Below are 17,743 nucleotides of genomic sequence, written 5' to 3' on the forward strand. Positions count from 1 at the left end.
GAGCATGAGCGCCGCGCAGCCGTCCAGCCTCCCGCACGATCCCCAGTCCACCGGAGCGCAGCCCACCAGTGTCCGGCTGATGGGCGTGCAGGCCCGCGCCGCCGCGCGCGTGCTGCGGTCCCTGCCCACCGACCGCAAGGTCGCGGCCCTGCACGCCATCGCGGCCGGACTGCGCGCGAATGCCAGCGCGATTTTGGCGGCGAACGCGCAGGACGTGCAGGCCGCCGAGGCCAGCGGACTGCCGGAGGCGATGGTGGCCCGACTGCGCCTGGACGCCCGCGCCCTGGACGGCATTGCCGCCGACGTGGAGGCCGTGTCGCGCCTGCCCGACCCGGTGGGCGAGACCACCCCGCCCAGCACGCAGCCCAGCGGCATCCGCGTCAGCACCCGGCGCGTGCCGCTGGGCGTGCTGGGCGTCATCTACGAGAGCCGACCGAACGTGACGGTGGACGTGGCCGCGCTGGCCATCATGAGCGGGAACGCCGTGATCCTGCGCGGCGGGCGGGAAACCGTGCGCAGCAACGCCGCGCTGGAAGACGTGATCCACGCGGCGCTGCGCGAGCAGAACCTCCCGGCGCACGCCGCGCAGGTCATCCGCGACCCGGCCCGCGAACGCATGCTGGAACTCCTGAAACTCGACGATCTGGTCGACGCGATCATCCCGCGCGGCGGGGCGGGCCTGCACCGCTACTGCGTGGAGAACGCCACGGTGCCCGTCATCGTGGGCGGCATCGGCGTGGTGCATATCTACCTGGACCCCAGCTTCACCCACGACCCCGCCGACGTGACGCGCGCGGCCGCGATCATCCACAACGCCAAGGTGCAGAAACCCAGTGCCTGCAACGCCCTGGACACCCTGCTGATCCACGAGCAGGCCCTGGGTACCCTGCCCGACATCGCCCGCGACCTGCACGCCAGCGGCGTGACCCTGCGCGCCGACCCGCCCGCCCACGCCGTGCTCAGCGCCGCCGGCATTGCTGCCGAGCCCGCCACCGCCGCCGACTTCGGCACGGAATTCCTGGCCCTGACCGCCAGCGTCCGCACGGTGGCCAGCCTCGACGAGGCGCTGGACTTCATCGCCACGCACGGCAACCACACCGACGTGATCCTCACCCGCGACGATGCGCAGGCCCGCCGCTTCGTGCAGGACGTGGACTCGGCCGCCGTGATCGTGAACGCCAGCCCCCGCTTCAACGACGGCGGCCAGCTCGGCCTGGGCGCCGAGGTTGCCATCAGCACCCAGAAACTCCACGCCCGTGGCCCCATGGGCCTGCGCGAACTGACGACCACCAAATGGGTCGTGGAAGGCAACGGAGAGGTGCGCGGGTAGATGGTCAAAGGTTGATGGTTGATAGAGGATCGACTTTCTCTATCAACCATCAACTTTCAACGATTCACACTCCAAGCGGGACGTCCACCCCAAGCTCAGCGAGCACGGTGCGGATGGCCTGCGCGTCGATGCCACTGCGGGCGTGGACGCTCTCGACGGTGGCGTGTTCCTGGAATTCGTCGGGAATGCCCAGCACGCGCACGGGCGTGTGCAGGCCCTCGGCGTTCAGGAATTCCAGGACGGCGCTGCCGAAGCCGCCCACGACGGTGTTGTCCTCGACCGTGATGATCGCGCGGGCGCTGCGGGCCACCTCGCGCAGCATGGCCTCGTCGAGAGGCTTGACGAAACGGGCGTTCACGACCCCCACACAGTCCAGGCCGGCGGCGGCCTTCTGCGCGTACTCCAGGCCCTTGCCGCCCGCCAGGATGACCACGTCCGTGCCGGCCTGCACGCGTTCCCAGGTGCCCCACTCCAGATCAGGCCAGTGGCCTTCCGGGACGGGTTCCGTGTTGCCGCGCGGATAGCGGATCGCGAAGGGACCGTCGTGCGTCTGCGCGTACTTCAGCATGCCGCGCAGTTCCGCCGCGTCCCTCGGCAGGCCCACGCGCACGCCGGGAATGGAACGCAGGAAGCTCAGGTCGAACACGCCGTTGTGCGTCGCGCCGTCCGCGCCGACGATCCCGGCCCGGTCAATGGCGAACGTCACGTTCAGGTTCTCGATGGCCACGTCGTGCAGCACCTGATCGTACGCGCGTTGCAGGAACGTCGAGTAGATCGCCACGATGGGTTTCAGGCCCTGCAGGGCCATCCCGGCGGCGGCGGTCACGGCGACCTCCTCGGCAATGCCGACGTCCAGGTAGCGGTTGGGGTGGACCTTGGAGTAGTTCACGAGACCGCTGCCCTCGCGCATGGCGGGCGTGATCACGAAGGTGCGGGGGTCCTGCGCGGCCAGTTCCGTCACGGCGTCCCCGAACGCGGCGCTCCACGAGTACGCTTTGCTGGTGCTGAACTCGCCGGTATCCGGGTCGAACTTGCCGGGGCCGTGCCAGTAGATCGGGTCGGCCTCGGCGTAACTCAGGCCCTTGCCCTTGGTGGTCACGACGTGCAGGATGGTCGGCCCGTCGAGGTCCACGAGGCGTTCCATCAGCCACACGAGTTCCTGCACGTTATGCCCGTCGACCGGGCCGACGTACCGCACGCCCATCGCCGCGAAGGGGTTCACGCTGGCCGGGTCGAAGAAGTGCCGCGTGGAGCTCTTGGCGCGACTCATGAAACTGGCCAGCGGTTTGCTGACGGCCTCCATGGCCTTCTTGCCGGCGCCCTCGCCCTCCTGGAACCACTTCTGCACCTGCAGGCCCCGCATGAACTTGTTCATCGCGCCGACGTTCTCGCTGATGCTCATCTCGTTGTCGTTCAGGACGATCAGCATCCGGCGGTTCATGTCCCCGATGGTGTTCAGCGCGGCCAGGGCCATGCCGCCGGTCAGGCTGCCGTCCCCGATGACGGCCGCGACCTTGTAGTCCTGGCCCAGCGCGTCGCGCGCCATGGCCATGCCCAGCGCGTTCGCGAGGCTGGTGCTGGCGTGCCCGACCGTGATCGCGTCGTGCGGGTTCTCGCTGACCTTGGTAAAGCCGCTCAGGCCTCCCTCTTTCTTGATGGTCGCCATCTGGTCACGGCGGCCCGTGATGATCTTGTGCGCGTACGCCTGATGCCCCACGTCGAACAGAATTCGGTCACGCGGCGAGTTCAGCACGTAATGCAGCGCCACGATCAGATCCGTGGCGCCCAGTGAGGAGGCAAGGTGCAGGCCGCCCACCGAGCAGACCCGCACGATCTCGTCCCGCAGTTCCTGCGACAGCGCGGGCAACTGCTCACGCGACAGGCGCTTGAGGTCGGCCGGGCTGTTCACGCGGTCCAGCAGGGGCGTGCCGGTACCGGACGGAAGGATGGATTCGGGACTCATTACTGACCTCCTGGGCGGGTGGCGAAATTCCGGGCGGTCAGCAACAGCCCCTCGGGCGTGCGGACCTCACCCACGAACGGCGCGAACCACAACTGCTGCGTGGCGGGAAACAGGCCGCCCACCGTGTCACTGATCTGTCGGGTCACGACCCACACGTCGAACTTCCCGCCCGGCGTCTGCACGGCCCGGCGTTCCTGCACCACGTAACTGTAGGTCAGTACGCCCTTTTTCTGCACCGCGCTGTCATCGCCGCTGATGGTGATCTCACTCTGGCCCTGCCAGGTCAGACCGGGCCGCCACGCGCCCTCGGCCGGGGATTCCTGCCAGGGCGGGTCCAGCCGGATGTTCACACCGGGCTTACGCAGACCCAGCAGTTGCACGCCGCCCGCGCTGACCGTGCGGAACCACGTCTGATCCGCGCCGCGCCCCGTCAACTGAAACGACAGGACCTTCTGACCGGCGAACACGGTGGGCCCCAGCGAGCGCAGCACGTACGGCGCAGTGCCCGCCGCCTCGCCCTCCAGCAGGTAAGACCACGCCAGACCGCTTTCCAGCGGGTAGAACGACACGCCAGTCACGGGCGTACTGGCCTGCACCGTGCCCGCCTGCGTGGCGGCCGGAGCACAGGCTCCCAGCATGACCGGCAGCAGCAGCCCCGGCAGAAGGGCCGGCAACCACGCGCCCGGTCTAGAGGACCGCCGCGGGGCAGGGTTCGGTTGGGAACGGGGGAGGCCACGCATGGCCTTCAGGGTAAACCGCTTCATCCGGCCTATTCTGTCAGGAAACATGACATCTCCTTCATGGGGCGGTTGGTCCCCAGCCCGCGCCCGGCGTTCCCGGCGGGGGGACAGGGGTGTGGAGCGGCTTGCAGTGACCCCCCGCTGGCCCCAGAGCAATCAGGGGCAGGCCAGGGCCGCAGCCCCGCCTGCCCCTGCGCGCCAGTGCTCAGCTCTTGTTGTCTGACACCTTGGCTTTCAGGGCGGCCATGGCATCATCCAGCGCCTGGGTGCGGCCCAGGTCCTTGAGTTGCGCGTCGAAGTCGTTCTCCTTGCGCAGCTCACCCATGGCGCGGTTGCGGTCTTCCATGCCCGACACCTTCGCTTCCATCTCCTCGAAGGCGTCCATCGCGCCGCCCGCCTTGTCGAAGCCCGACACGCGGTCCAGGGTCGCGCCGGCCTGCGCGGTCTTCTGACGGGCGGCCAGCAGGCTCTTCTTGCTTTCCAGTTCGTCGATCTTGGCTTCCAGCGCGCGCAACTGCGTTTTCAGCTGCTCGACCGTGCTGCTCTGGAGAGAGAGTTGCTCCTCGAAGCCCGCCGCGAGGTCCTTGGCGTTCTGCGCGCGCCTCAGCGCCTCGCGGGCCAGGTCCTCGCTGCCGCCGCGCAGGGCTTCCTCGGCCTTCTTCTCGTACTCGGCGGCCATGCGGCGGTTGCTGCCGGCCTCGCGGTCCAGTTTGGCGTTCTGGCTCATGGCGTCGGCCACTTCGCTGCGGGCCTCGGCGTACGCGGCGCGCATGTCACGCAGGGCCTGTTCGATGATCAGGCCGGGGTCCTCGGCGCGGCTGATCAGGTCGTTCACGTTGGCGCGCAGCAGTCGGGACAGTCGGTCAAGGATGCTCATGGTGGTTCCTCCTGGGAGTTCGGCCCGGCGCCCGCCGCAGGGCGGTCCGGGTCGCGGGCCGGTTGGTGTGGGCTCGCCGCCTATCATTACGCTTTTACGCCTCCGGCGGTTGCGGACGACCCCCTCACGCCGCTGGACATGAAGGGGTCGTAAACGGTGCCGGTTTGCCCGCACGCGCTTTTTAGGTCAGAACACGATGGGCCGCAGGCCCACGCTGTCGGCCCCGCAGGCGACCGTCAGGTTGTTGCCTTCCGGCGTCACGGTGCACCCCAGGGCGCGCAGCCCGGCCAGCGGGAAGATCAGGTTCCTGCCGTCCGTGGCGGGCGCGACCGGCAGTTCCACCGTGCCGGCGGCGGCCTGCGCGGACTTCTGCCCGACCGTGACGGTCAGCAGGCCGTCGTCCTCGGTGCTCAGGCGGTACTTCCCGCCGCCCAGCGACGTGACCTTCACCACGCCTACCAAGTCGCTGCCCAGCACGTACGGCTGGCCCTTCGTGACGCCGGCCGGCACCGTGACCTTCGCGGCGCTCGCGGCGGCGACTTTCAGGCTGTCCACGACGACCAGCGTTTCCTTGTCACTGAGGGGGCTGAGCAGCACGAAGGCGTTCGCGGCGCTCCCGGCGGCCGGGGCGGCCGTCAGCAGGCTGGATTTCCCGGTGGTTTTCCACTCGCCGGCCCGCGCCGCCAGTTTGCCTTTCAGCAGGGGGCGCAGCGTGGCCGCGCCGGACTGCGAGTACAGGCACACGGCGTTCACGCTGAGCTTCAGCGCTGCCGGGCAGGACACGATGCGGCCGCCCACGACCGTGCTGACCTCGACCGCCAGGGCGCTGACCGGGCGGCTGGTGGCCGACGACGACGCCCCCTTGACCGGAGCGGCCGGAGTGGTGGCCGGGGCCGCCGCCGGAGCGGTCTGAGCCAGGGCCGGAGCGGACAGCAGCGCGCCCAGCAGCAGGGCGGCGCGCGGGGACACACGAAGCGGGGACAGCTTGGAAGGCAGCCCCGAACGCAGGGCAGAAGGCAGGGTTGAACGCATGACCGCATGCTAGGGCCACAGCATGAGCAGCGACTATGAACCCCAGAGAAGCCCGCGACCCCCGGTGAACCCCGCACATTCCCATGCACGCGGCGGCCGCGTGACCCGCACGCGGCCCTGGTGACCCCTGCCAGCGCGGTGCTAGCCTGCGCGGGTGACGCGTTCCGGACTGTCCGACACCATCGCCGCCATTGCCACCGCGCCCGGCAGCGCCGGCGTGGGCATCGTGCGCATCAGCGGCCCGGACGCCCTGCGCGTCGCGGACGGTCTGTTCCGGGGACGGCGCGCCCCGTCCCGCACACCCGGCGGCCGCTTCCTGTTCGGGCACCTGACCGGCGACAACGGCGAGATTCTCGACGAGGGCCTGTGCCTGATCTTCAAGGGCCCGCGCAGTTACACCGGCGAGGACGTCGCGGAACTCCAGACGCACGGCAGCCCCGCCGTACTGGCCCGCGTGCTGGCCCGCACACTGGAACTCGGCGCGCGCCCCGCCCGCCCCGGCGAGTTCACGTTGCGCGCCTACCTGAGCGGCCGCCTGGACCTCGCGCAGGCTGAGGCCGTCCTGAACCTGATCGAGGCGCAGACTGACGCCGCCCGCCGCCAGGCCACCCTGGGCCTGACCGGCGCGCTCGGCGAGCGGGTCGAGCGGGTCGCCGAGAACGTCACCCGCACCCTGGCTGCCCTGCAGGCCATGCTCGACTACCCCGAGGAAGGTGTGCCCGACGAGGACCGCGCCCAGCCGCTGGCGGCTGCCGACCACGACCTGACCGAACTGCTGCGCACCGCCCGCGCCGGACAGGTCGCCACGCGCGGCGCCCGCCTCGCCCTGATCGGCCGCCCCAACGCCGGCAAGAGCAGCCTCCTGAACGCCCTGGTCGGCTTCGAGCGCAGCATCGTCACGCCCGTCGCCGGCACCACCCGCGACTACCTTGAGGAAGGCCTGGAACTGGCGGGCGTACCCGTCACGCTGGTCGATACCGCTGGCATCCGCGACACTGCTGACGCCATCGAGGCGGCCGGTGTCCGGCAAGCCCTGAACCTCGCCGGGGCTGCCGACCTGATTCTCGCCCTCGAAGACGGCAGCGCCCCCCGCGAACCCCTGCCCACCACCCTGGACCTCGGCAACGGCCCCCGCGTCATCCGCGTGCGCACCAAGGCCGACCTGAACCCCGCCTGGACCGACCCCGGCGCCCTGAACGTCAGCGCCGTCGAGGGCGCCGGCCTGAGCGACCTGCGCGAAGCCATCCGGGACGCCCTGCTCGGCGACGCCGCACGCGGCGAGGCGTGGCTGACCACCGAACGGCAGGCCGACGCCGCCCGCCGTGCCCTGAACCACATCCGCGCCGCCGCACACGCACCAGACGACCTCGCCAGCTACGAACTGGAAGAAGCTCTGCGCGCCCTGGCCGAACTGACCGGCCGCGACGTGCAGGAAGACATCGTGGACGCCGTGTTCCGCAACTTCTGCGTCGGCAAGTAGATGGAAAGCTGAAGGTGGGGCGTTCCAGTTCAGTTGGAACGCCCCACCTTCAGCTGTTACCCGCTCCTACTCGCGTCCGCTCGGATTGAACGGCTTTGCAAGCCATCCAATCGGAGTTTGTCTCACATGTTGTGCAGGACGTTCATGATGTCGCCGTCTTTCATGACGTAGTCCTTGCCTTCGGTGCGGACCCAGCCTTTGCTCTTGGCGGCGGCCCAGCCTCCGGCCTCGACCATCTTTTCCCACTCGATAACTTCAGCGCGGATAAAGCCACGCTGCAGGTCACTGTGGATCTCGCCGGCCGCTTCGGGGGCGGTCTCGCCGCGTCGGATGGTCCAGGCGCGGACCTCCTTCTCGCCGCTGGTGATGAAGGTCATCAGGCCCAGCGTCTCGTACCCGACCTTCACGAGTTGATCCAGGCCGCTTTCCTGCACGCCCAGTTCGTCGAGGAACATGCGGGCGTCCTCTTCGGGCATCTCGGAGAGTTCACCCTCGATCTGCGCGCTGATCTTCACGACCTGCGCGCCCTCGGCGGCGGCGTACTGGCGGACCTTCAGGACGTGCTCGTTGTCCTGGGTCAGGTCGTCCTCGCCGACGTTTGCCACGTAGATGACGGGTTTGGTGGTGATCAGCCCGAATTCCTTGGGGATGGGCGCGTCGTACGTGCCGGCGCGGGCGGGTTTGCCCTCGCCCAGCACGGCCAGGATCTGCTCGGCCAGCGCCGCCTGCTCCTTGGCGTCCTTGTCGTTGCTCTTGGCTTTCTTCTGGAGGTTCTGGAGGCGTTTTTCCAGGCCGCCGAGATCCGCGAGGATCAGCTCGGTGTTGATGGTCTCGATGTCGTCGATGGGGTCCACGCGGCCCGCCACGTGAATGACGTTCCCGTCCTCGAAGCAGCGGACGACGTGTGCGATGGCGTCCGCCTCGCGGATGTTCGCCAGGAACTGGTTGCCCAGGCCTTCGCCCTGACTGGCGCCCTTGACCAGACCGGCGATATCCACGAATTCCACGAAGGTCGGGACGATGGGCGGCACGCGCTCACCCTTGGTGAACACGCGGCTCAGCGCGGCGAGGCGTTCGTCGGGCACCGTGACCCGGCCGACGTTCGGTTCGATGGTCGCGAACGGGTAGTTCGCGGCGAGCGCCCCGGCGCGCGTGATGGCGTTAAACAGCGTGCTTTTCCCGACGTTCGGCAGACCCACAATTCCAATAGCAAGACCCATGATTTCGACTCCTTCACCCGCCGGTCGTGCGCGGGGCAACCCTGAGAGTTTACCGCAGTTCCCCGCACGGGCACCGGCGACCGGCGTGGCGTGCGCGGGTCAGGGGCGCGTGGCGATCAGGTCTTCGCGGTCGCAGGCGCGGCCGTTGCTGTTGCTGTCACGCGCGGCGTTGTATGCGCCCTCGGTGCGGCGCAGGTCCTTGAGGCCCAGCGGTACCAGTGCGGCGCAGTCGCCGCGCAGGTCCACCGAGGAGCGCATGACCCAGCCGGTGCGGGTATCACCGGGCACGCCGACCTCGCACCAGCGTTCGAAGCAGCGGTGCACCGTGACGGGCGTGTGCGCCGGCAGGATACGCAGCGTGGCCGAGCGCGGGTCGGGCTTGAGGAACTGCGACACGCTGACCGTGACCCAGCCGGCCACCGGCGCGGGTTTCGCCGCCAGGTTCAGGGTGGCCGGTAACGCGGCGGGCGCCGTGGGAGGCGTCGTGCCCAGGGCGCGGACCGTCAGGTGACCGGCGGTGACCGCCAGCAGGGCCGCCAGCAGGGTGCGGCGGCCGGTGCCACGGCCCGGCGGAAAGTTCATGCTCTCAGACTGTAATGCACGGGCGGGCGGGCCGGCCAGTCCTGCGCGGCCCCGGCACCCCCGATCGGGGAGGGCCGCACAGCGGCGGGCAACCACTCCCGACGTCCATTCTGCTCCTCCTCTGCGGGGCAGCTCTACGAGTCGCGTCCGCTCGGACCCGGCGGCTTTGTAAACCATTCAATCCGAGTCCGTATCAGGCTGGGCGGGAGGGCGTGCCGGTCAGTGTGGAGGGGGTCGGCACGGCATTCTGGGCGGCGCTGTTCAGGACGGGGATGGTCACGGTGAAGCGCGCGCCGCCCAGGCTGGCGCTGCCGGACAGGTGCGCCGCTCCGCCGTGCGCGGCGGCCAGGGCCCGCACGATCGCCAGTCCCAGCCCGCTGCCGCCGGTGTCGCGGGTGCGGCTGCCGTCCAGGCGCGTGAAGCGCGTGAACACCGCCTCGCGGCTGTCCTCGGGAACGCCGGGGCCGTCGTCCTCGACGTGCAGCAGCGCCTGCCCCTGCACCGCCTCGATCTGCACGCTGACGCGGCTGCGCGCGTGCCGCAGGGCGTTGTCCACGAGGTTGGTCGTGATCTGCCGCACCCGCACCGGGTCCCCGTGAATCAGGGTTTCGGCCGCTTGCACGCTGAGCAGCACGCCGCGCGCCGCTGCGCGGTCCTGGAGGTCGCCCACCACATCCCGGCCCAGGGTGCCCAGGTCCAGCGGGCAGGGGTCCAGGGCCAGTTTGCCGCCCTCGGCGAGCGTGATGGTGCGCAGGTCCCCGACCAGCCGGGTCAGCAGTTGCGTTTGCGTGCTCAGCAGCGTGATCTGCTCGGTGTTCAGCGGGTACACGCCGTCTTCCAGGGCGTCCAGGCGGGCCTGCATGACCGCGATGGGGGTGCGCAGCTCATGGGCGATATCCGCGACTGCCTGCTGCCGCTCCTGCTCCAGCAGTTGCAGGTTCTCGGCCATCTCGTTGAAACTCTGCGCCAGGGCCGCCATTTCACGCTCGCTGGTCTGCATGGGCGCGCGGGCGCTCAGGTCACCGCCGGCCAGCCGGGACGCCGCGCGCGACACCGCCGATACCGGCTGCGCGATCCGCCGCGCCAGCAGCCACGCCAGCAGCGCTGCGGCCGTCACGGCGAGCACTCCCACCTGCACGAGGCTGCGCTGTATGTCCCGCACGAAATCCTGCGAGCGGTTCGACTGATCGCGCGGCTGGTCCCGCAGTCCGCGCGGCCGGCGGCCCTGCTCGACCCGGGCGTTCTCGCCGGTCGGGAGTTTCACGGTGCCGTTCACGTCCGGGCTGCTCTGACCGGGTTCCAGGAAGGGGTCCACGATCATCCCGGTACGGATTTCCGGCACGGGCGGCGTCGGGACGATCACCTCGCCGCGTTGCAGGGCCTCCTGCCGCTCGCGCATGGCGAGCTTGATGTCCTCGGGCAGGCGGTCCACCTGTCGCTGCACGACCAGGTTCGAGAACACCAGCACGCTGCCCACCGACACGCCCACCACCAGCAGCATCGCCAGCAGCAGCGTGACGGCCAGCGGGCGGCGGGTGCGCTGCCACGCCCAGCGGCGCCCGGAGGTGGGGGGCACGCCCGTGGGGGAGGGGGTCACGCGCCGGCTTCCAGGCGGTAGCCCACGCCGCGCACGGTGTGCAGCAGGCCGCTGGCGTTCGCAGCTTCCAGTTTGCGGCGCACGCTGGCCAGGTGGGCGTCTACCACGCGTTCCAGGGCGTCACTGTCGGGCAGGGCCGCCGCGAGCAGTTCCTCGCGCGAGAAGGCCCGGCCCGGCGATTCGGCCAGTTGCGACAGCAGCCGGAATTCGGCGGGCGTGAGGTTCAGGACCTCGCCGTCCACGCGGGCCACGAAGCCCCGGCGGTCCACTTCCAGCGGCCCGACCCGCACGGGTCGTTCCGTGTCGTCCGGCGTGGCTCCGGCGCGGCGCAGTACGGCCCGCACGCGCGCCATCACCTCGCGCGGCCGGAACGGCTTGACGACGTAATCGTCCGCGCCGAGTTCCAGGCCCACGATCTGATCGGTCTCCTCGGCGCGGGCCGTGACCAGGATCACGGGGGTCGCGCCGTCGCCGCGCACGGTACGCAGCACGTCCAGTCCGCTGCGGCCGGGCAGCATGATGTCCAGCAGGATCAGGTCCGGGTTCAGGGCGCGGAAGGCGTGCAGGGCGGCGTTGCCGTCGGCAGCCCGTTCGGTGCGGTAGCCTTCCTGCCGGGCGTAGGCTTCGAGCACCTCGGCCAGTTGCGGTTCGTCCTCGACAATCAGGATCAGGGCATTCATGGCCGTATGGTAGGTGAGGCGCGTGAAGGTCAGACGAAGTGCCCGCGCGGCCCTGACCGCCACTTTCCGGCGCCAGTGACGTGCTGCACGCGCCAGAGCCTTCTTCGACGAATCTTCATAAAGGCTGCGCGGAGTCTTCGTGGGCGGCCAGCACACTCGGGGCATGAACCTGCCTCCTGCCCATCCGTTCCGCCGGGGCCTGCCGCTGGCCCTGGCCCTGAGTGCCGCGCTGGCACTGGCATCCGGCCCTGCACTGGCGCAGGCCACGCCGGCCGCGCCGCCTGCCACGACCCCTGCTACGACCCAGGCGCCGGCGCCCCAGCCCACCGCTACCCAGACCTACACGCTGGAACAGGCGTATGCGCAACTGGCCGGCGCACCCAGCGTGACCCGCGCCGCCCTGAGCGTGCAGGTCGCGCAGCAGAACCTTGAGGCGGCCCGCAGCGCCCTGGGCCTGACCGTCAGCGTGAACGGCAACGCCAGTTACGTGGGCAGCGGCGCGGGTACCGCCAGTGACGGCACGGCCACCACGACCGCCTCCAGCCTGAGCGGGAACGCCGGGGTCAGCGTCAGCCTGGGCCTGCTGCCCTGGTCGAACAACCAGAGCAGCCTGCGCGCCTCGGAACGCAGCCTCGCGCTGGCCCGCGCGACGCTACAGGAAACGCAGCGCAGCGCCCGCCTGAACGTCACGCAGGCGTACTTCGACGCCGTGCTGGCCACGCAGGACCTGCAGATCAGCGCGCAGACGGCCGCGCTGCGCGCCCGGCAGTTGCAGGTGGCGCAGGCGCAGGACGCCGCCGGGAACGCCGCGCCCGAGGCCGTCCTGAGCGCGCAGGCCGCCCTGCAGGCGGCGCAGTCGGCCGCCGCGCAGGCGCAGGGCACCCTGGACACCGCGCAGCGCACCCTGGAATCCGCGCTGGGCGTCAGCCTGGGCCGCGTGACCTTCAGCCCCCCTGCCCAGGCGACCCTGACCCTGCCGGACGTGAGTGCCCTGGTCGCCCGCGCCCGTACCGGCCACGCCGACGTGATCACCGCGCAGAACACCCTGGCCGCCGCGCAGGACACCCTGGACACGGCCCAGCGGGACGCGACCCTGCCGGACCTGACCGCCAGCGTCGGCTACGGCGGCGGCAGCGCCGGGACGCTCAGCACCAGCCTGAACCTGAAGCAGGGCACCCTGAGCAGCGCCTACAGCGTGCCGGTCGGCAGCAGCAGCAGCAGCACCTCTGGCAGCAGTGGGGGCCGCCTGACCGCCAGCCTCAGCGGCTCGTACGTCGTGTACTCCCCGGCCCAGAAGGCCAGCCTCAGCGCCGATCAGGCGTCCGTGACGCAGGCCGCGCTGTCCCTGACCGTCGCGCAGCAGAACGTGGAACTCGATGTCCGCAGCCGCTTCATCGCCGCGCAGCAGGCCCTGACCGCCGTGCAGACCCGCCAGACGCAGGTGCAGGTCGCGCAGCAGCAACTTGCGACCGCGCAGGCCCGCGTGCAGGCCGGCACCGCCACCCCCGACGACGTGCAGAGCGCCGAACTGACCCTCGCGCAGGCGCAGCGTGACCTGCTGTCCGCCCGCCTGAGCGCCCAGACCACCCTGATTCAACTCGACAACGCCGCCGGAGGCCCCCAATGACGCACCCCACCCCCACGCTCGCCCACCCCCGCGCCTTCCACCCCCGCCGCCTGCACCTGCTGAGCGCCGCGCTGCTGCTGGCCGTCGCCCCGGCCGCCAGCGCGCAGAGTGCCGCGCAGACCATCAGTGGCGGCACGGCCGTGACCGCCGCCCTGAAGACTGGGGCCGACGTGAACACCGCGCAGGCCAATCTGATCAAGGCGCAGGCCGCCAGCCGCGCCGCGCAGGCCGACCCGGCCACCCTGGTCGCCGGGAAACTGAACGCGAAGAACGCCGAGACGCTGGCCCAGGCCACGTTGCGCGGCGCGAAACTCGGCGCGATCCAGAACGCCATCGGCGCGTACAACGCCCTGCTTGAAGCGCAGGAGAACGTGGAACTCCAGACCCTGCAGACCCAGGTGGACCAGAAGGCCGTGCAGGTCGCGCAGGTGAAACTGGGCATCGGGAACGCCACCGCCCTGGACGTGCAGAACGCGCAGAACACCCTGAGCGGCAGCCAGCAGACCCTGGCCGACGCCCGCGCGCAGGTGAACCTCGCCGCCGCGAAACTCGGCACGCTGAGCGGCCTGGGCAGCAGCGTCCGCGCGGGCAGCGTCATCACGGCCCCCAAACTCGGCGCCACCCTGAGCGGCCTGCAGGGCAACCTGAGTGCCCTGAGCAGCCTCGTGAGCGCCGCCGGTGACCTGAGCAGCGCGCAACTGACCGTGAAACTCGCCGACAACGACTTCACGCCCGCCCGGACCCTGCAGGACGCCCGGACCGCCCTGGCGAACGCGCAGCGCAGCGCCGACACCGCTGGCAGGAACGCGCAGCAGGCCCTGGCCAGCGCCTACCAGAACGCGCAGAACGCCGCCGAACTGCTGAGCGTCGCGCACAGCCGCGAGGCCGCCGCGCAGAAAACATACACGCAGGACGCCGCCCGCCTGAAAAGCGGCACCATCAGCGCCGTCGAGTTGCAGAGCACGCAGCTGACCCTGAAAAAAGCGCAGTTCAGTCGCCTGCAGGCGCAGAACAACGTGACCGAGGCGCTGGCCGCGCTGTCCGTCGCCGCCGGGCAGAACCTGACCGGCCTGGGGGGCACCCTGTGAGCGCCGCGTCCATGCGCACGGACCGCCCGGCCCGCCGCGCCCGCTGGCCGTGGATCGTGGGCGGTCTACTGCTGATCGGCGCGGTCGGCGGGACCGTCGCGTACCGCGCCCGCAGCGCCGACTCCACCCAGGCCGTCGCCACGACCAGCACCGCCCGCGCGCAGCAGGGCGTGATCCGCGTATCCGTCAGTGGTCCCGGCACGCTGGAAGCCGCGCAGACCCGCACGGTCGGCGCGGACCTGACCGCCACGGTCGGCGCGGTCCCGGCGGTCGGCGAGCGCGTCACGAGGGGGCAGCTGATCACCACCCTCATCAGCGACACGGTCGAGCAGAACGTGGCGGCGGCGCAGCTGAACCTCGACAAGGCCCGCGCCGGACTGGACGCCACGCGCGCCTCGCAGGCCAGCAGCGCCGCGCAGCGCCAGAGCAGCGCCACCGGCGCGCAGAACACCCTGACGCAGGCGCAGCAGGCCCTCACGGACGCCCAGCGCACCCTGGACGGCCAGCGGCAACTGGCGGCCATCGGGGCGCTCAGCGCCTCGGCCCTGGCGGACGCGCAGTCGGCCGTCCTGAAAGCGCAGCAGACCGTGGACAGCGCCCGCGCCAGCCTCAGCGCCGCGCAGACGCAGGCCAGCACGGGCGGCGCCAGCGACACGCAGAACCTGCGCAGCCAGCAGATCGCCGTGCAGCAGGCGCAGGACAGCCTGGAAGCCGCTCAGCAGGACCGCGCGGACCTGAAGGTGTACGCCCCCATCACCGGGGTGATCAGCACCGTCACCGCCACCGAGGGCACCGTCGTGAACAGCGGCGCGACCATCCTGACCGTCCTGGATGACAGCACCCTGAACCTGCCCGTGCAGATCGACGAGACCGAGATCGCCGGCGTGAAGGCCGGCCAGAGCGCCGAGGTGACCCTGGACGCCTTCGACGGGCAGACCTTCACCGGCAAGGTCGTGCGCGTCTCGCCCGGCGCGACCGCCAGCAGCGGCATCAGCGTGTTCACCGCCACCGTGCAGTTGCCCAACCCCGACGGTCAGCTGCGCTCGGGCATGACCGCCGAGGCCGAGATCATCCAGAGCGAGGAATCCGGCCTGCTGGTGCCCAGCAAGGCCATTCAGACCGTGCGGGGCCGCAGTTACGTGCAGCTGCCCACCGCCGAGGGCGCCGCCGGGGACGCCGCAGACGAGCCGGTGCGGGTCGAGACCGGCGCGACCGACGGCACGAACACGGTCGTCACCAGCGGCCTGGAAGCCGGGCAGCAGGTCGTCGTGCCCGGCGCGGCCCGCAGCGCCACCGGTACGGGCAGTGGCACGGGCAGCGGCAGTGGGAACCGCCAGAACAGCCAGGGCGGTTTCGGGACCGGCGGTCCGCCCGCCGGCGGCTTCGGCGGGGGCGCTCCGTGAGTGCCGCGCAGACCGCCGGGCCGGTCGTGGACATCCGCGACGTGCGCAAGGTGTACGAGCAGGGCGACGTGATCTTCGAGGCCCTGAAGGGCGTCAGCGTGCAGATCGCGCAGGGCGAGATGGTCGCCCTGATGGGACCGTCCGGCAGCGGCAAGACCACCCTGATGCAGGTCATCGGCCTGCTCGACCGGCCTAGCAGCGGCTCGTACCGGCTGGCCGGGCGGGACGTGACCACCCTCAGCGAGAACGAACGCGCCGAGGCCCGCAACACCGACATCGGCTTCGTCTTTCAGGCCTTTCACCTGCTGCCGCGCCTGAGCCTCGTCGAGAACGTCGAGGTGCCCCTCACGTACGCCGGCGTGCCGCCCCGCGAACGCCGCGAGCGGGCCATGCAGGTCCTGGCGCGCGTGGGACTGGCCGACAAGGCCCGCAACCTGCCCAGCCAGATCAGCGGCGGGCAGAAACAGCGCGTGGCGGTCGCCCGCGCCCTGGCCGGCAGCCCGCGCCTGCTGCTGGCCGACGAACCCACCGGGAACCTCGACACCCGCACCAGCGAGGAGGTCATGGGTCTGTTCAGCGCCCTGCACGCCGAGGGCACCACCGTCGTGATCGTCACGCACGAGGACGACATCGGCGCGTACGCGCAGCGCGTGATCCGCGTGCGTGACGGAGTGATCGAATCCGACCGCCGCCAGACGCCCCGCACGTCCATGACCCACCACTCGCCCGCCCAGCAGTCCGGCCACCAGTCCGGCGCGGCGCCCAGCGGGGGTCAGCCGTGACGGCCGCCGATCAGCCCGCCGGGAAGCCCGCTGCTCAGACCGCCGTACCGGCCGCCACTCCGGCTCCCCGGCGGGGGGGCGGCATCGGCCTGGGCGGCGCGTTCACCATCGCGTGGCGCGCCATCGTGGGCACCCCGCTACGCTCGGTCCTGACGGCGCTGGGCGTGATTATCGGCGTGGCCGCCGTTGTCGCCCTGACCGCCATCGGGCAGGGCAGTACCGCCGGCGTCACGAAGAACCTCGAGAGCCTGGGCACCAACCTGCTGACCGTGCAGAGCGCCCGTGGGGGCGGCGGCGGCAGCCTGGTCCGCAGCGGCCCCCGCCAGACCATCACCGTCGAGGACGCCGAGGCCCTGGCCACCGCCTTCCCGGACCGCGTGGGGGGCGTGGCCCCCACCGTGAACAGCTCCGTGCAGGCCAAACTGGGCAGCGCGAACACCCAGGCCAGCGTGCTCGGCACCTGGCCCGCCTACGAAACGGTGCGCAACAGCCCCGTCGAGACCGGCGCGTACTTCACGGACGCCGACAACAAGAGCCGCAAACGCGTCGCCGTGATCGGCCATCAGGTCCTGACCGATCTGTGGGGCGAGGACGCTGCGCCCGATCAGGCCATCGGGCAGAAGGTCAGGCTGGGCAGCGTGTCCTTCACCGTGACCGGCGTGCTGCCCGACAAGGGTGCCACTGGCTTCGGGAATGCCAACAGTCAGGTGCTCATCCCGCTGGGCACGTACCTGCAACGCTTCTCGCGCACCAACAGCGCGGGCGGCGAACCCACCGTCAGCAGCGTCTACCTCCAGGCGGTCAGCGCCGACGACCTGACCGCGCTGCAGGCGGACGTGACCGACCTGCTCAGCACCCGCCACGATCAGACCGACCCGGACAACCTGGACTTCCAGGTGCAGAACCAGGCGGACAGCCTCGCCAGCCTCAGCAGCGTGACGGGCACCCTGACCCTGCTCGTCGGCGCGATCGCCGGGATCAGCCTGCTGGTCGGCGGCATCGGCATCATGAACATCATGCTGGTGTCCGTCACGGAACGCACCCGCGAGATCGGCGTCCGCAAGGCCCTGGGCGCCAAGCCGCGCGACATCCTCACGCAGTTCCTGGTCGAGGCCAGCCTGCTGTCCATCGGCGGCGGCGTGATCGGCATGCTGCTCGGCGTGGGCGTGGCGTACCTGGGGAACCTCGCCGGAATCGCCCCGGTGTTCAGCGCCACTCCCATGATCGTCGCGTTCCTGTTCAGCGCCCTGGTCGGCGTGTTCTTCGGGTACTACCCGGCCGCCCGCGCCGCCCGCCTCGACCCCGTCGATTCACTGCGTTACGAGTAACCCTCAAGGAGATC

The 17,743-nt window shown here is 70.9% G+C and carries 15 protein-coding genes; 7 read left to right on the top strand and 8 right to left on the bottom strand.

Features of this window, described 5'->3' with window-relative positions:
• Window positions 1–4: 4 nt before the first annotated feature.
• Complete coding sequence (locus tag M8445_RS09690; protein WP_273987568.1) at window positions 5–1,330, top strand: glutamate-5-semialdehyde dehydrogenase; 1,326 nt, start codon at window positions 5–7, stop codon at window positions 1,328–1,330.
• Between the two features lie 64 nt (window positions 1,331–1,394).
• Here M8445_RS09690 and dxs read toward each other — a convergent pair whose 3' ends face one another.
• The 4 genes from dxs to M8445_RS09710 all read right to left on the bottom strand — a co-directional run bounded on the left by dxs (window position 1,395) and on the right by M8445_RS09710 (window position 5,942).
• Window positions 1,395–3,293: a 1-deoxy-D-xylulose-5-phosphate synthase gene (dxs, locus tag M8445_RS09695; RefSeq protein ID WP_273987569.1), complete on the bottom strand. Its 1,899-nt coding sequence runs from the start codon at window positions 3,291–3,293 to the stop codon at window positions 1,395–1,397.
• The gene (locus M8445_RS09700; RefSeq protein ID WP_273987570.1) at window positions 3,293–3,967 is read right to left on the bottom strand and encodes a hypothetical protein; all 675 of its coding nucleotides are present in this window, start codon (window positions 3,965–3,967) and stop codon (window positions 3,293–3,295) included. The genes dxs and M8445_RS09700 overlap by 1 nt, the downstream gene beginning before the upstream one ends.
• A gap of 271 nt (window positions 3,968–4,238) precedes the next feature.
• A complete protein-coding gene (locus tag M8445_RS09705) occupies window positions 4,239–4,910 on the bottom strand; it encodes a PspA/IM30 family protein (protein ID WP_273987571.1) in 672 nt (223 codons plus the stop codon).
• Window positions 4,911–5,096: 186 nt separating this feature from the next.
• Window positions 5,097–5,942 (bottom strand): hypothetical protein, encoded by an 846-nt coding sequence (locus M8445_RS09710; protein ID WP_273987572.1) that lies wholly within the window; start codon window positions 5,940–5,942, stop codon window positions 5,097–5,099.
• Between the two features lie 154 nt (window positions 5,943–6,096).
• Here M8445_RS09710 and mnmE point away from each other — a divergent pair, with 154 nt between their 5' ends.
• Window positions 6,097–7,422, top strand: coding sequence for a tRNA uridine-5-carboxymethylaminomethyl(34) synthesis GTPase MnmE (mnmE, locus tag M8445_RS09715; protein ID WP_273987573.1), 1,326 nt, complete (start codon window positions 6,097–6,099; stop codon window positions 7,420–7,422).
• Window positions 7,423–7,544: 122 nt separating this feature from the next.
• On the opposite strand, the gene ychF is transcribed toward mnmE, so the two are convergent.
• The 4 genes from ychF to M8445_RS09735 form a co-directional block, all read right to left on the bottom strand.
• A complete protein-coding gene (gene ychF / locus M8445_RS09720) occupies window positions 7,545–8,642 on the bottom strand; it encodes a redox-regulated ATPase YchF (RefSeq protein ID WP_273987574.1) in 1,098 nt (365 codons plus the stop codon).
• Between the two features lie 99 nt (window positions 8,643–8,741).
• A complete protein-coding gene (locus tag M8445_RS09725) occupies window positions 8,742–9,224 on the bottom strand; it encodes a hypothetical protein (protein ID WP_273987575.1) in 483 nt (160 codons plus the stop codon).
• Between the two features lie 193 nt (window positions 9,225–9,417).
• Window positions 9,418–10,821, bottom strand: a complete 1,404-nt coding sequence (locus tag M8445_RS09730; RefSeq protein WP_273987576.1) for a sensor histidine kinase — start codon at window positions 10,819–10,821, stop codon at window positions 9,418–9,420.
• Window positions 10,818–11,501, bottom strand: coding sequence for a response regulator (locus M8445_RS09735; RefSeq protein ID WP_273987577.1), 684 nt, complete (start codon window positions 11,499–11,501; stop codon window positions 10,818–10,820). The genes M8445_RS09730 and M8445_RS09735 overlap by 4 nt, the downstream gene beginning before the upstream one ends.
• Before the next feature lie 163 nt (window positions 11,502–11,664).
• On the opposite strand from M8445_RS09735, the gene M8445_RS09740 reads away from it, so the two are divergent.
• Genes M8445_RS09740 through M8445_RS09760 form a run of 5 tightly spaced genes read left to right on the top strand, consistent with a single transcriptional unit; the run spans window position 11,665 to window position 17,729 of the window.
• The gene (locus M8445_RS09740; RefSeq protein ID WP_273987578.1) at window positions 11,665–13,128 is read left to right on the top strand and encodes a TolC family protein; all 1,464 of its coding nucleotides are present in this window, start codon (window positions 11,665–11,667) and stop codon (window positions 13,126–13,128) included.
• On the top strand, window positions 13,125–14,216 hold the full coding sequence (locus tag M8445_RS09745) for a TolC family protein (protein WP_273987579.1): 1,092 nt from the start codon (window positions 13,125–13,127) through the stop codon (window positions 14,214–14,216). Before M8445_RS09740 ends, M8445_RS09745 begins: the two co-directional genes overlap by 4 nt.
• Window positions 14,213–15,619 (top strand): efflux RND transporter periplasmic adaptor subunit, encoded by a 1,407-nt coding sequence (locus M8445_RS09750; protein ID WP_273987580.1) that lies wholly within the window; start codon window positions 14,213–14,215, stop codon window positions 15,617–15,619. The genes M8445_RS09745 and M8445_RS09750 overlap by 4 nt, the downstream gene beginning before the upstream one ends.
• A complete protein-coding gene (locus M8445_RS09755; protein ID WP_273987581.1) occupies window positions 15,616–16,401 on the top strand; it encodes an ABC transporter ATP-binding protein in 786 nt (261 codons plus the stop codon). The genes M8445_RS09750 and M8445_RS09755 overlap by 4 nt, the downstream gene beginning before the upstream one ends.
• Complete coding sequence (locus tag M8445_RS09760) at window positions 16,398–17,729, top strand: ABC transporter permease (RefSeq protein ID WP_273987582.1); 1,332 nt, start codon at window positions 16,398–16,400, stop codon at window positions 17,727–17,729. The genes M8445_RS09755 and M8445_RS09760 overlap by 4 nt, the downstream gene beginning before the upstream one ends.
• Window positions 17,730–17,743 lie beyond the last annotated feature (14 nt).

This window comes from Deinococcus aquaticus (genome assembly GCF_028622095.1).
Taxonomy (GTDB): Bacteria; Deinococcota; Deinococci; order Deinococcales; family Deinococcaceae; genus Deinococcus; species Deinococcus aquaticus.